The organism is Natrinema sp. 74, assembly GCF_046097095.1.
GTDB lineage: Archaea > Halobacteriota > Halobacteria > Halobacteriales > Natrialbaceae > Natrinema.
Window position 1 is genome coordinate 2,558,357 of record NZ_CP175698.1, and the last position, 13,584, is coordinate 2,571,940.

At 64.9% G+C, this 13,584-nt stretch carries 13 protein-coding genes; 4 read left to right on the top strand and 9 right to left on the bottom strand.

Going from position 1 to position 13,584, the window contains the following annotated elements; translation table 11 throughout:
- Positions 1 to 42: 42 nt before the first annotated feature.
- From ACJ70B_RS12760 to ACJ70B_RS12775, 4 genes are all read right to left on the bottom strand, one after another.
- Positions 43 to 327, bottom strand: a complete 285-nt coding sequence (locus ACJ70B_RS12760; RefSeq protein ID WP_408957372.1) for a DUF5808 domain-containing protein — start codon at positions 325 to 327, stop codon at positions 43 to 45.
- 99 nt (positions 328 to 426) lie between these two features.
- Complete coding sequence (locus tag ACJ70B_RS12765) at positions 427 to 2,130, bottom strand: bifunctional N(6)-L-threonylcarbamoyladenine synthase/serine/threonine protein kinase (protein ID WP_408957373.1); 1,704 nt, start codon at positions 2,128 to 2,130, stop codon at positions 427 to 429.
- Between the two features lie 88 nt (positions 2,131 to 2,218).
- Complete coding sequence (locus tag ACJ70B_RS12770; protein WP_408957374.1) at positions 2,219 to 2,353, bottom strand: 30S ribosomal protein S27ae; 135 nt, start codon at positions 2,351 to 2,353, stop codon at positions 2,219 to 2,221.
- The gene (locus tag ACJ70B_RS12775; protein WP_408957375.1) at positions 2,354 to 2,668 is read right to left on the bottom strand and encodes a 30S ribosomal protein S24e; all 315 of its coding nucleotides are present in this window, start codon (positions 2,666 to 2,668) and stop codon (positions 2,354 to 2,356) included.
- A gap of 254 nt (positions 2,669 to 2,922) precedes the next feature.
- Here ACJ70B_RS12775 and ACJ70B_RS12780 point away from each other — a divergent pair, with 254 nt between their 5' ends.
- Together ACJ70B_RS12780 and ACJ70B_RS12785 are read left to right on the top strand one after the other, a co-directional pair.
- Positions 2,923 to 4,131, top strand: coding sequence for a PQQ-binding-like beta-propeller repeat protein (locus ACJ70B_RS12780; RefSeq protein WP_408957376.1), 1,209 nt, complete (start codon positions 2,923 to 2,925; stop codon positions 4,129 to 4,131).
- Positions 4,128 to 5,003 carry a hypothetical protein gene (locus ACJ70B_RS12785; protein ID WP_408957377.1) on the top strand — a complete coding sequence of 292 codons (876 nt, stop codon included), beginning with the start codon at positions 4,128 to 4,130 and terminating at the stop codon, positions 5,001 to 5,003. The genes ACJ70B_RS12780 and ACJ70B_RS12785 overlap by 4 nt, the downstream gene beginning before the upstream one ends.
- A 20-nt stretch (positions 5,004 to 5,023) precedes the next feature.
- On the opposite strand, the gene ACJ70B_RS12790 is transcribed toward ACJ70B_RS12785, so the two are convergent.
- From ACJ70B_RS12790 to ACJ70B_RS12810, 5 genes are all read right to left on the bottom strand, one after another.
- Positions 5,024 to 6,094: a WD40/YVTN/BNR-like repeat-containing protein gene (locus tag ACJ70B_RS12790; RefSeq protein WP_408957378.1), complete on the bottom strand. Its 1,071-nt coding sequence runs from the start codon at positions 6,092 to 6,094 to the stop codon at positions 5,024 to 5,026.
- Between the two features lie 125 nt (positions 6,095 to 6,219).
- Positions 6,220 to 6,945: a helix-turn-helix domain-containing protein gene (locus tag ACJ70B_RS12795; protein ID WP_408957379.1), complete on the bottom strand. Its 726-nt coding sequence runs from the start codon at positions 6,943 to 6,945 to the stop codon at positions 6,220 to 6,222.
- 219 nt (positions 6,946 to 7,164) lie between these two features.
- The gene (locus ACJ70B_RS12800; protein ID WP_408957380.1) at positions 7,165 to 7,872 is read right to left on the bottom strand and encodes a hypothetical protein; all 708 of its coding nucleotides are present in this window, start codon (positions 7,870 to 7,872) and stop codon (positions 7,165 to 7,167) included.
- Between the two features lie 538 nt (positions 7,873 to 8,410).
- The gene (locus tag ACJ70B_RS12805; RefSeq protein WP_408957381.1) at positions 8,411 to 9,325 is read right to left on the bottom strand and encodes a hypothetical protein; all 915 of its coding nucleotides are present in this window, start codon (positions 9,323 to 9,325) and stop codon (positions 8,411 to 8,413) included.
- A gap of 292 nt (positions 9,326 to 9,617) precedes the next feature.
- Positions 9,618 to 10,274 (bottom strand): class I SAM-dependent methyltransferase, encoded by a 657-nt coding sequence (locus ACJ70B_RS12810; protein WP_408957382.1) that lies wholly within the window; start codon positions 10,272 to 10,274, stop codon positions 9,618 to 9,620.
- Between the two features lie 135 nt (positions 10,275 to 10,409).
- Here ACJ70B_RS12810 and ACJ70B_RS12815 point away from each other — a divergent pair, with 135 nt between their 5' ends.
- Together ACJ70B_RS12815 and ACJ70B_RS12820 are read left to right on the top strand one after the other, a co-directional pair.
- A complete protein-coding gene (locus tag ACJ70B_RS12815; protein WP_408957383.1) occupies positions 10,410 to 11,480 on the top strand; it encodes a pyridoxal-phosphate-dependent aminotransferase family protein in 1,071 nt (356 codons plus the stop codon).
- 204 nt (positions 11,481 to 11,684) lie between these two features.
- On the top strand, positions 11,685 to 13,535 hold the full coding sequence (locus tag ACJ70B_RS12820; protein ID WP_408957384.1) for a carbon starvation protein A: 1,851 nt from the start codon (positions 11,685 to 11,687) through the stop codon (positions 13,533 to 13,535).
- Positions 13,536 to 13,584: the final 49 nt, after the last annotated feature.

The following is a 13,584-nucleotide window of genomic DNA, read 5'->3' on the forward strand; positions in this document are numbered from 1 at the left end:
TGACGAATGCCTCGAGCTGCGAGAAATCGAAGTGAGCGCCGTTTAGCCGTCCGTGTCGTCGACGATGACCTCGACTGGCTCGTCAGCGCGGTCTTCGTCACCGTCGGTCGACCCCTGTTCTTGCTGCCAGAGGAGGCCGCCGGCGACGAGGACGACGATCCACGACCGCCAGTTAGCGAGGTTCAGGGTGTAGCCGACGCCGAACGGTTTCTCAACGAGCATCCCCTCGCCGGGCTGCCAGTACGACGAGAGCATGCGACCGATGCTCGGTCGTTCGAAGTTATACGGTACCCCGAGAATCTCACCGGAGGTCGGCTTGTCTGCCATAGCAGGCGATACGTCCTCCCCTGATAAAGTAATTGTGTGCTGCGACGATGACTGCGAGAGTCCGGCCGGGCAGCCATCGCGCGCCGGGGTCGAGGGTCGTCACGCCTCCGACTGGTACCGCCCGCGCCCCTCGACCTCGAGCAGGCGCTCTAAGACCCGCTCCGCGCCGATTTCGCGGTAGCCCGCGCGGACCGCCTCGCGGAGCGGTGCGGGCTCGTCGGCGGTGCCGACGAGGCTCTGGTCGAAAACGTGCAGGTCCATCGCGTAGTCCTCGACGTGGTCGGTGTGATAGCCGAGGCCGAAGTCGATGAGATACGTTCGGTCGCCATCCACCCTGACGTTTCGCGTCGTCGGGTCTCCGTGGACGAATCCCGCGCGGTGAAGGCGCGCGAGGTGTCGACCCACGTCGCGAACCCGTTCGGCGGTCAGCCCGTCTCGCAGGTCGCGCTCGCCGACGTACTCGAGTTCGAGTCGCGCCTCGTTCAGATCGACGTCCGCGAGGACCGGCGTCGGGACGCCCTCGCGGCGGGCCAGGCTTGTGAGGCGGGCCTCAAGGGTCGTCCGCTCGCGGCGGAGCCGGTCGTCGAGATCGGGGTGGCGGTAGCGCTTGGCTTCGCGCCGTTTCGTGACGCGGCCCGTATCAGGCTCGAGGTCGACGCGGGCTTCGGCACCTAGCACGCGCGTTTCGGCCGCCGTCTCTCCACCGCGGCCGGCCGCGGGTTCGGGTTCGTCGGCGTGCTCGCGGTTCCGTTCGTCACCGCTCGCGGTTCCGAGGCGTACGCTTCGTTCGGACCGCGTACGCCACGTAACGGGGACCTGATCAGGCCGGAAGTCAGGATCGACGCGTGACTCCTCGAGTTCGAGCGTATCGCCGGCGTCGTACATCTTCGCGCCCAACACCGCGATCATTCCGGCGTTGTCCCGCAGGAATCGGGGTTCGGGCGCGTGAAAGTCGGCCCCGCGCTGGTCGCACATGTCCTCGAGCATCTCGCGCAGGCGAGCGTTCTGGCCGACGCCGCCGCCGAGGACGAGTTCGTCGCTGCCGGTCAGCGAGAGGGCGCGCTCGGAGACTTCGGTCAGCATCCCGAAGATCGTTTCCTGCAGGGAGAAACAGACGTCCTCGACCGGGACTCCGTCGTCGTGGCGCTGTTTAGCAGCGCTCATGATGCCCGAAAAGGAGAAGTCCATTCCCTTGACGACGTAGGGGAGGTCGACGTACTCGCCGTCCTCGGCCGCCGCCTCGACCTTCGGCCCGCCGGGATGGGACCAACCGACGTGGCGGGTGAACTTGTCGATCGCGTTGCCGACCCCGGTGTCCATCGTCTCCCCGAGGACGCGGTAGCGCCCGTCGCGGTAGGCCAGCAGATGGGCGTTCGCTCCGCTCGCGTTGAGACAGACCGGGGAGTCGAATCCCGAGGTGTGCCGTCCGATCTCGAGGTGGGCGACCATGTGGTTGACGCCGATCAACGGCACCGAAAGCGTCTGGCTCAGCGCTCGAGCGGCGGTCCCGACGACGCGCAGGCAAGGGCCGAGGCCGGGGCCGCGGGAGAAGGCGATAGCGTCGACCGGCGGCTCGGTCGCCGGCCCGTCGTGGGTCTCGCGGGCGTGCTCGAGGGCTCGCTCGACGACGCGGGGAATCGCGTCGTGCATGTGTTCGGCCGCCTCGCGGGGGTGGATGCCGCCGCTCTCGGGCTGATACGCGTCGCTCTCGATGAATACGTCGTCGGTGTCGGCGTCGAAAACCGCCGCGCTGGCCGCCCAGGCGGTGCCTTCGATGCCGAGGATTCGGGTGTCGGAACTCACGTGTGTACTGTCACTGCCGTCCGATCACGGTCCGCATCAAAACTGATCGATTTGAGGGCGCGAGGGATCTCGCTACGCTCGACCCTCGCTACTCCCACTCGGTGTAGCTGCACTTCCCGCAGTGCTTGCGGTCGCCGTGGTCGGCGAGGAAGGCGTCGCCACAGCGGGGGCAGAGTTCGCCCTCGGTGTCGCCGTCGTCGGTGTAGAGATCGTAGTGTGCCATTTATGCTTCCTCCGCCTCGGGCTCGGCCTCGTCCTCGGCACCGATCTTGTTGCGCTCGAGCATGTGATCTTGCTCGACCTCACGGGCGTAGTCGGCGGTGTCGTAGACTTTCGCCTGCCCGACGGTCTTGCGCATCCCGAACTTGGTGTCGAGCTTGCGGATGACGACCTCGTCGGCGTCCTTGTTCAGCTTCGCGGCGAGGCTGTCCCGGACCTGCAGCCGCTCGGGGGTGGCGTCCTCGTGAGACAGTTCGAAAGTCACGTCGGTCCGATGCAACATGGGGTTCTCCTCTTCGGAGATGATGTCGACGTCCATGATATCACTCAGTTACCCTACTATCCCCGTGTAGCGCCTAAAAGGATTTCGAAGCGCCCACCCGTTCGCCGCTGCCGTGTGGCACTGCTCGGTCGCGATGTCCCCGCTCGAGGACCCAGAGATCCCACACAGAACTCGGCGGATCCAAAGCCAGCGGCCGCCGTCTGCTCCGGATGCTCCGTCGGACTGCAATTGGTGTGTGGCGGTGTTAGATATCAATACTCTTCACTACTACAACAGATGCGTCGAATACGATGCCCTCCAGACGACAGCTCCTCGCGGGAACCGGGTTCGCCGGTATCGGACTGATCGGCGGCCACGCGGCCACGGCCGACCGGTCGGGAACTGCAACCCTCGACTGGCCGATGGCCCGCTACGACGCCGCCGGCACCAGCTACAACCCCGATGCGTCGGGTCCGACGGACGACCCGCAGATCGAGTGGGAAGGCGAACTCGAGCAGACCGGTGGCTTCGAACTCGACCCGCCCGTGGTCGTCGACGAGACGGTCTACGCTGGCAACGAAACCCTCGTCGCCTTCGACGCCGCGACCGGCGACGTTCGGTTCTCCTACGGGAATCATGGCGGCGTCTACCGCTCGAGTCCCGCACGCGCATCGGCGTCGATCTATCGCACCGAGACGCTGGTGATCACTTCACCGGACGGAGTCGTGGGGCTAAACGCCGGCGGCGGACTGTGTTTGTTCGGACACCGGTTCGGCGACGAGCGGTGGCAGCGACCGAGTGAGACAGCTGAGTTGTCGGTCTTCGGCCCGTCGAAGACACCGCCACCGGTGGCGGTCGATGGCACGGTGTACAGCGTCGTTCCGAACACCAGCGGCATCGTCGCACTCGAGGGGGATAACGGCGACGAACGGTGGCGAACGGACATCGAACACGACAGTAGGTCTGGTGTCACACTGACCCGACCGGCAGTGCGAGACGGGACCGTCTTCGCTACCGGCTGGCCGTCCCAAGTCCGAGCGATAGACGCCGAGACGGGCGACGTGCTGTGGCGCGACGACCACGACGATGCGACGATCCTTCCGCCGACCGCGACGGAACTCGGCGTGGTCGTCCCAACCCGGAGTGGCGTCACGCTGTACGGGACCGACGGCGACGTCCGCTGGACGCGAACGCTCGACGGAAACATGACGGATGGAGCCGCCGCCGTCGCTGACGGGCGCGTATTCGTTATAAACGGGAAGACGTCACTGCACGCCCTCGACCTCGAGACGGGCGACGACGACTGGTCGGTCCCGTTCAACCACGAGGCGACGCCGATCGTCGCCGACGGCATTGTCTACGTCACGAACGGGGTCGAACTCATCGCGTTCGACGCCGAAACGGGGGAGCAACGCTTCACCTACGAGGCGGAGTGGTACCTCTCGCCGCCCGCGATCGGTGACGGCGTCCTCTACATCGTCGACGGCGACCGGGTCCTCGCCCTGGAGGATCGCGCATGACCGACGAGACGACCGATTTGGTTCCATCTAGGACGGCCTCGCGATCGCGGTCGACCGGTACCGAAGATCCGGGACGGAGCAAGGAGTCGAACGGCGAGACCGGCGACGAACCGGAGGCCGCGACTGCCGGCGAGGACGGACCGCCGTCGCCGCTCCGGACGGCCGCGGATCGGATCCGACGAGAGCCGACGCTCGCGCTTCCGTTCGCGATCGCTGGCCTCGTTCTCACGCTGGTCGATTGGCTGCGTCGATACGACCCCTTGCCGACGGCCGCCGCCGGTGGCGACGGCATCTCGATCGAGTTCGCCGGCTATCCGACCGGCACCCACGAAACGATTCGCCCGCTCGAGGCCCTCGTCGACCTCAAACTCCCCTACCTCGCGTGGGGAATCGGGCTCGAAGCCGTCGCACTGCTCACCGTCGTGGTCGCTGGGGTCGTCACGATCGCTCGCGTTGCCGACGGCGACACCGAAGCGGCGCAGACGGACGTCTCGTTCGGCCGGCAGTTGCTCGCCTATGTCGGACTCGTCGTCCTGTTGCACAGCGCGGGTCGACTACTCGGTACGGTCGGAACCGTCGGAGTGATTTTCGGGATTCCGCTGTTCATCGGCATCCTGTTCGTGCTGGCCCGATTTTTCGCCGCCCCCGCATACGCGGCCGCCGGTGTCGGGCCGCTCTCGGCGCTTCGTCGCAGCGTTCGCGCCACACGCAACTCGAGTTTGTCACTCATCGGGCTCGTGCTCACGTTCGGGCTCGCCGCATGGCTGCTGTCGGCGATCCCGTACGCGGGCACGCTCCTGAGTAGTACGCTCGTCGCACCGATTCACGCTGTCACGAGTGCTGTCGTCCGGGCGCGCGCCGCTGGGGAGTGATCCGGGGCCACCGCGCGATATCAGGACAGCGCGGCCAGTCCCCGGGGCGTCCGTCCCTCGAGTCGCTGCTCGATCCCGATCCGGTCCCACGAATCGCCGAAGTCCCGCGTGACGAACAGTCCGCGGTTCGTCACCGCGAAGACAACGCCCGACTCGCCGGTCGTCGCGAACGTCGCTCGAACGACGCCCTCGCCGGTCGGCAGTCCGCGGCCGTCGAGCCGGTCCCACGCTTCGCCGCCATCGCGGCGATAGACGTACGAGTCCGCCCTGTTCGCGTCGTGGGCCGACCACGCGCCGTGCGCGCTCGAGACGAGGACCCGTTCCGGGTCCCCGGGGTCGGGGACGACCGACCAGCAGTATCGGTGTGCGAGGCCGTCCTGTGGTCGCCGCCACGACCGGCCGCCGTCGTCGCTCTCGGCGTAGCCGTCGCCGGCCGCGGCGTAGACCCGACCCTCGCGGTCGGGATGCGTCGCAAGACTGTGATTGTCCCGCCGGGAGCCGTCGGGTCGCTCGCGCCAGGTCTCGCCGCCGTCGGGCGTGTAGACGAACGCGCCGGCCTCGATTCCGACGTAGAGCCGGTCGGGAGCGAACGGATCGACCGCGAGCCAGCGGACGTGGTGGGTGTCCGGCCGCGGCGGAAACGACCACTCGTCGGCCGACGGGAGGTCGGTCAGCCCCTCGAGGCGAGTCCACGAGTCGCCGCCGTCGGGCGAGCGGTAGATCCGACTCGGTTCAGTGCCGGCGTAGACGACTCGCGGGTCGTGTGGACTGACGGTCAGCGACATCACGCGGTCGGTTTGGGGAGCCACGTCGCTTCCGTGCGCCTCGTTCGTGCTCGTTCGACCGGTCGCGGCCACCGCTGCCGAGCCTTCGGTTTCGAGGCGCGCGAACGTCTCGCCACCGTCGGCGCTTCGAAAAAGCCCGTGGTCGACGGTACCGACGAAGAGCCGTTCCGGCGCATCGGGGCTGGCTGCGACGCACTCGAGATTGATGCCCTCGAGGCGAGGCGTCACCGTCCAGCGAGCGGGGTCGGCGCTGTCGCCCGTACAGACGAGCAAGCGATCGTCGAGTGCAACGAGTACTGTTGCCATGGCGAGACTACGCGGTCGAGTCACATATCAGTCACGTCGCGACCTGGGTGCGCTCGAGTGTCCGACCTGAACCGGTCGATCCCCGGCTCCCTCGGTTCGCAGCTACCGTCGGTGAGAAGTCGTCGTTATCGCGACGAGTGCGTCGGCGTCGATCCTCGAGTCTGCTCGCCCTCGGAGGTCCGCTCCGTGCCGGCACCGGTGATCAGCGTCGACATGAGACGGGCTTCGATCCGGCGAAGGTGTTGTCCGACGGTCCCGGCGGAGCACTCGAGGCGGGCGGCGATGTCCTCGTAGGTCACCTGCCGCGGTTCCTCGTAGTAGCCTTCCTCGACGGCGACGCGTAGTACCTCCCGCTGTCGATCCGTCAGGTCGGCAAACGGGCGATCATCGGACGGATCGTAGGGTCCGAGCGCCTCGATTTCCACGTCGACGAGCGCCTCGGTCTCCTCGACGATCTGGCGCAGCGCTTCCTCGCGACCGATTTCGGTGACACGGAGGCGCCGGTTTTCCGGCCCCGTGTACTCGAGTGGGTACTCCAGAACCGCCGCGTGTCCCCGGTGAACTCCGAGTAACTCTCGGGTGAGGTCGCTGGGCCGATACTGTAACTGGAGGATCGCTGTCTCGCCGGCGTCGGTGAGCTGGTAGTCGACGACGGCTGACTCGCTCCGCTCGAGCGCATCCCGAACGGCGGATTGCGCTCCGCGGACTACCTTGTGGGTGATAATCGTCCCGTCGCTGAGTTGGTCGATGTTTTGGATCGACTCGAACGTGACTCCCGCTGCACGGAGGCGCTCCGCACCCCGATCGAAGTATCCCCGTGCTGGTGTGATAACGTACGTCACATATCGCATGATTCACGTATACGCTGCTAATAGAAAACAGTTTTGACTGTTCATCTGTTAATTGAATCTTGGGTATTTGATTCCAAATGTGGTCGGAGTCGGGGTCGGCTGTATAGTCACATCGGTTCACGTGACGAGGCGGTGGGCCGAAGTCGGCCACCCCGAGCATCCTCGTTCGGTCCGTGGCCACAGAGTTGTCGGTCGACGTCCGGCGAGCACGGCGCTTTGCTATAGCGCCCGAACGAGGAACGCACCCATGAGGATGACGATGACGTTGTAGACGATCAGCGCCCCGACGTACGTCTGTGCCATGATGTTTGCTCCGTCGGTCAGCGACAGGAACTGTCCCCCGGCGAGGACGAATACGGCAAAAAGCACGTAGACGAGGGCCTTGTGAACGACGGCTTTCCGCACGCCCTTGTCGGTCAGGGGAATCCGGTACTCGATCCGCTGGACCGTCTGAAGGACGGAAATCGACTCCTGACGGCTCGATCGGCGGCCGAGCGAGCGCTTGATCTGATACCAGATGTCGAGGTGCTCCGGTGCGATCTGGTGGCCGTAAATGATCAGATGGTCGTAGTTCTGAAAGATCGATCGCAGTTGCTTGTGTATCCACTCCTTCGAGCCGCCGTTGAGGTTGTGGATGATCTTGACGGCGATACAGTCGTCGATGACGAGATCGCAGTTTCCCGTTCGTTTGGGAATGGAGATCGTCTCCGCGAACGGCTGATACGACGTACCGCGCAGGTACTGGCGAATGAAGCGCCGAAGGCTATACCGCACGTACTCCCGAGACCCCGTATCGTACGTATCGATCCACGTCTCGAAGCCGCGAACCACTTCGTCACGGAGGCCGTCGCGATCGGTTGAGATCGACTGATCGACCGGCGACTGGTTCGTCGATCGGCCGGAGGTCGGGTGTCCTGAATGACTCATAGGAAATCGTGAGAGACACGCCGTGAGCGCAGCTGATCACCGTCGCAACCGCCTCACGCTACTATCTGTTAACTATCCGTGTTCACTCTTTCTCGCCCACCGTAGAAAAGGTATCGGCCAGTTGATGTACACATACAACAATTAAGCGAATAACACGACACGACCCCTCGAGATCCTCCCTCAGGAGCGTGAATAAAATTTCGAATCCACATATAATCTTTGATAATAGCCAGTTGCGTTCGGGCGGGCCCGACTGCGTCGGTTCTCAACCGGTGGATTCCAAATCTGACGACCATCGATAACACACTACAAGCAACGCCGATTCGACGACGGCGTCCGACGACGAAGCGAGACCGTCACAATACCCCTCGAAACGGCGGCGACCCGCTCTCAATTCGAGTCCCTCGAGACGGAGCGGTGTGGCCGATCAGTCAGTTCGCGCCCGCGCGGTCCGCTCCGGATATCGTCGGAACTCGAGCGGCCGTACTACGCTGGTCTGGCCGAGTCGGACCGTCACATCGTGGTCCTTGCGTAGCAGTTAGATGGCGTCCGTCTTTACTTCCCGTATTCGTCGTTCGATCGTCGCCGTGAGGTCCGCTGGTCGTCGTTCGAGCGTGCGAAGGCTGTCCGCGTAGTGATCTCGACCGGTCGCAGAGTAGGGAAACGAACCGACGAGTTCGAGCAGGAACTCCCTGATTCGGTGTGGATCCGCCGAGTTTTGGAGCAACGCGAGCACCGGCGTTTCGTCGTGGTCGCGCAAATCGCGTTTCGTGTCCGCCAGATCCTTGAACAAGAGACGGCGTGCTCGATAGCTCTTTAAGTCCGAGATCAGCCGGTCCGCGTTCTCCGCCTCGAGATCCAAGATCTGGGCCGGAATTTGCGCAAAGATCGTCATATCCATGCTTCGATACGCGTAGATCTCTTCGGCGGTCTTCAGGCGCTCTCGTCTCGTCTCCGCGTGAGTGAACTGCTCGAGAAGTCGCTCCTCGACGCGCGGTATCTGGAAGAGTTTGACGAGATACTCGTAGTACCGTTGAAGGACGTCCGAGAGATGTCGCGGCGGTATATTTCCCAACGCATACGCGTTGGAAAACGCCGTGGTGATCGTGAGATCGAGCTTCTCATCGGGCTCTAACTGTCGAGTATCGATGATATCATCGAGAACGTTAATCGTCGCGTCTAAACCAAGCAACACGGGCTCTAACGCCTGTAGATCGGCTGGGTCGCTACTGTGATGATAGACGTTCAAAACGGAGGTCGTGCGGAGCGACTTTTCGCTCTGGTCCCAGCGCTCAGAGAGACGGTAGAGCGGTTCGGAAACGCCATACGGTTCTTCGATCGGGACGTCGCTCTGTAACGACGTTTCTCGGCGTTCGATTTCGGCGGCGAAGTCTCGATATCGCTCTCTGACGGTACCCGGTTCAATCGGCAGTTCAGTTTGTTCTCCTTCCATTAGCCCTGCCCGGGGAGTGTTTCCTTCATATTCACGATACTATTTTATGACTTGTATATCCGTTTCTATTAGAAATTATCGATATATCTTTCCACAAGTGGTGGAGTGCTCGGAGAGATGTTGGGAGCTGCTTGCCATCACCACGGGCGAAAGCGGGTCGAAGTCGCGTATCGTCCACCGCTGCGAGCAGCCCTCATCTGTGGCGTCCATTCAGGAGTGACTGTCTCCGCCCGATGAGATACTCTCTCTTTGTTACGAGAAGTGAAGGTATCGGTGGCCGTCCGCTCGAGAGTCAGTCGCCCCGTCGGCGGAGCCGCCCGCGGAAGATCGGCGTCGCCGGAAAGAAGCCGAACTGCAGCCGTTCGACCTCGATATCCTCGAAGGCGTCGTGGGCGACGAACCGCTCGATCGTCTCGCGGTTCAGTCGGCACCCGCCGGCCGCACGCTTCCACAGCGGGGTGAGCGCGTCCTGTGCCTGCGCCCGCCAGCCGTCGTTACGGACGTGCTCGAGGAAGCGTAGTTCCCCGTCCGGCCGCAGGACGCGGGCGACCTCGTCAAGGGCGGCATCGGGATCGGCGATCGTACAGAAGACCAGTCCCGCGATGACGATGTCGAAGTCATCGTCGGCGTAGGGCAGCGACTCCGCGCGGGCGTCGCGAAGGCGCACTTCCAGCCCGACGTCGGTCGCCTCCCGGGCAGCCCGGCGTCGCCTGTTTGGGTCGGGTTCGACCGCGTGGTACTCGAGGTCGGCCCCCGCCGCGGCCGCATATCGAAACAGCGGGCCGTTGCCCGCCCCCAGATCGAGGACCCGCCCCGAGAGGTCGGCCGCGAGGTACTCGCGGTGGGGTCCGGGCAGGAGTCGGTCGGGGAGCCGGTCGTAGAGCGCGGCGAATACCGGGTGGTCGGGTGCACCGGCGTCCGCGCTGTGGCGTGGATCGCGATTCGCCATGTCTGATTGACACGACGGGAGAAGACATACCGTTTCCCGTCAGTGACGGATACCGACGCGACATCTGACGCGATGCAGTGACGGAGACGGCCCGTCTCGAGTGGTTTTATGGCCAGACATCCCCGTAGAACGCGTATGACCGACGACCGACTGCGCATGACCCCCGGCCCGACCGAGGTCCCGGCAGCCGTCCGCGAGCGCATGAGCGAGCCGACGCCGAACCCCGACGTCGAGCCCGACTTCTTCGAGTTCTATCGCGAACTGACGGGCAAACTCGAGGCGATCTACGGCGACGACGACGATGTCGTGATCCTCGGCGGCGAGGGCATCCTCGGACTCGAGGCCGCCATCGCGTCGCTGGTCGAACCCGGCGATCGAGTGCTGTGTATCGCGAACGGGCGCTACGGCGAGGGCTTCGTCGATTTCGTCGAGATGGCCGACGGCGAGGCGGTGGTCTGTGACGCAGAGTGGCGCGAACCGCTCGACCTCGAGCGAATCGAGTCCCACCTCGCGGACGGTGAGTTCGACGCCGCGACGATGGTCCACTGCGAGACGCCAACCGGCGTGTTGAACGACCTCGAGCCGGTATTGGAGCTGTGCGACGACCACGACGTGGTGAGCGTCGTCGACGCGGTCTCCTCGCTCGGCGGGACGTCGGTGCCGACCGACCGGATCGATATCTGTCTCGGGGCCTCCCAGAAGTGTTTCAGCGCGCCGCCGGGGCTGACCGTCGCCTCGGTCAGCGACAGGGCGTGGGAGACGATCGAATCGTTCGAGACGGCGTCGCTGTACACCGACCTCGAGCCGTGGCGCGACGCCGCCGACGAGGAGTGGTTCCCCTACACGCACCTCTCTGCGAACCTCTACGGGCTCGACGCGGCGATTGACCTACTGCTCGAGGAGGGCCTCGAAAGCGTCTTCGAGCGCCACGAGGAAGCCGCGACGCGGTGTCGCGAGCAGGCCGACGACCTCGGACTGTCGCCGTATCCCGACGGCGCGAACGCCTCGCCGACGGTGACCGCGCTCGAGGTCGAGGGACGCGCCGCGGATCTCCAGCGCGACCTGGCCGACGAGCACGATATCGTTCTCGCGACCGGCCTCGGCGATCTCGAGGACGACGTGCTCCGAATTGGCCACATGGGCCACAACGCGCGCGTCGACCGCGTCGAGCGGACGATGGACGCGCTGGAGGCCGTGCTCGAGTGAGTCGCGGTTCCGACCGAACGGCCGTCCGCCGAGCGGCCACGGCCGACGATCGACGACCATCGTGACGGCAGTTGCTTCGTGGAGTCCCCGCCGTTGGTCGTGCTGTTCCGCGACCGCGGGCAATTAAAAAATACCGTCAGTTCGCTCAAAGATTATAAACAACTATTAAGGTTTGTGCGCGCCCTTGATTTGCGTGGGGTTACCATGACACAGGTCATTTGGATCATCGCGGCAGTACTGGTGACGTTTACCGCCGGCTACGTGGGGTACTCGAGATACCTGACGCAGTTCGTCGAACTCGACGAGGAGGCACAAACGCCGGCACACAAATACGAGGACGGCCAGGAGTACGTGCCATCGAAGAAACCGGTGTTGTTGGGCCACCACTACTCGAGTATCGCGGGCGGTGCGCCCATCGTCGGCCCGATCACGGCCGGCGCGATCTGGGGGTGGGTGCCCGCATTGCTGTGGATCGCCATCGGGAACCCGCTGATGGGGGCCGTCCACGACTTCGTCTCGCTGTCGGGCAGTCTCCGCCACGAGGGGAAGTCGGTCGGCTACATCATCGGCGAGTACGTCGGTGAGAGCGGCAAGAACATGTTGCTGTGGTTCGCGTTCCTGACGATCGTCCTCGTCGTAGCGGTGTTCGCGCTCGTCGTTGGGATCGTCTTCAACGCGTACCCACAGGTGGTGACGGCGTCGTTCATCTACATCGCGTTGGCGCTGGCGTTCGGCGTCTATCTGTACCAGTTCAACGGCCCGTTCATTCCCGGGACGATTCTCTTCGTCGCGGGCGTGTTCGCCGCCGTCTGGGTCGGCATCCAGTTCCCGCTGGCCCTGTTCGCTGGCGACTACCCCGCCGGGACGATCGTGCTACTCGGCGGCGACGGGAGTTGGGTGCCGGGTGCGGCCGCGCTCGCGGGCGTCGGCGGCGGTAACACCGCGGGCTGGATTCCGATCGTCATGGTCTACGCCGCAATCGCGAGCGCGCTGCCGGTCTGGGTGTTGCTCCAGCCGCGTGACTACCTGTCGTCGTTCCTGCTGTACGCGGGCGTCGGCGGGGCGATCGTCGCGATCCTCGTCGGGACGTTCCTCGGTACGTCGTCCGAACCGCTCACCATCGACAGCTCCATCGGCGCGTTCGAAGGCTTCTGGGGCGTCGAGGCGGCGGGATACGCGCCGTTGTTCCCGCTGCTGTTCATCACGATCGCCTGCGGGACGATCAGCGGCTTCCACTCGCTGGTCTCCTCGGGGACGACCGCCAAACAGCTTAACAAGGAGACCGACGCCCGCCTGATCGGCTACGGCGGGATGCTCGGAGAGGGACTGCTCGCCGCGGTCGCCCTCTCGACGCTTGCGGTGTGGGGTGCTCCCGATGTCGAGGGCGGTATCGGCGCTGCGCTGCCGAACTTCGCCTCGGGCGGCGGCGTCATCCTCACGAGCCTCGGTATTCCCGAAACGGCGGGGGCCGTGTTCATGGCGCTCGTGCTCGTGAGCTTCCTGCTTACGTCCACCGACACCGCCGTCCGTCTCGGTCGGTACATGATGGAGGAGATCGTCGGCACGCCCGCGGGGCGGACCGACACGGGGCTGAACGCCGACCCCGCGTCGATCGCGCGCGGACGGTACACGAACCCGATCGTCCAGATCGTCCCCGCATACCTGCTCGTCGTCTCCGGTCAGTGGGTCGTCCTCTGGCAGCTGTTCGGCGGCGCAAACCAGCTGCTCGCCGCGCTCGCCTTGCTGACCGCGACCGTCTGGCTCGCCAACTGGGACGACAACAAACAGCTCGTCTCGACCGGCGTCCCGATGGCGATCATGGTCACGATCACCGTCCTCGGACTGTTGATCCTGGTGTTCTACGAGAACCTCTATCTGAACCTGCTTCAGGGCGGGGCGGAGTCCCTCGAGGGAATGCTCTCGGCCGGCGTCCAGATGGCCCTCGGGCTCGTCCTCATCGGCTTGGCGCTCGCGCTCGTCAGGCTCGGCTATCGGAACATCAGCCGCGTCCGCCGCGAGCCCGGCGCACCCGCGGCCGAACCGGGCGACGACTGACCACCGCAGCGCTGCGTTTTCTCGGCCGAACTGCAACGGGCGCGGTCGG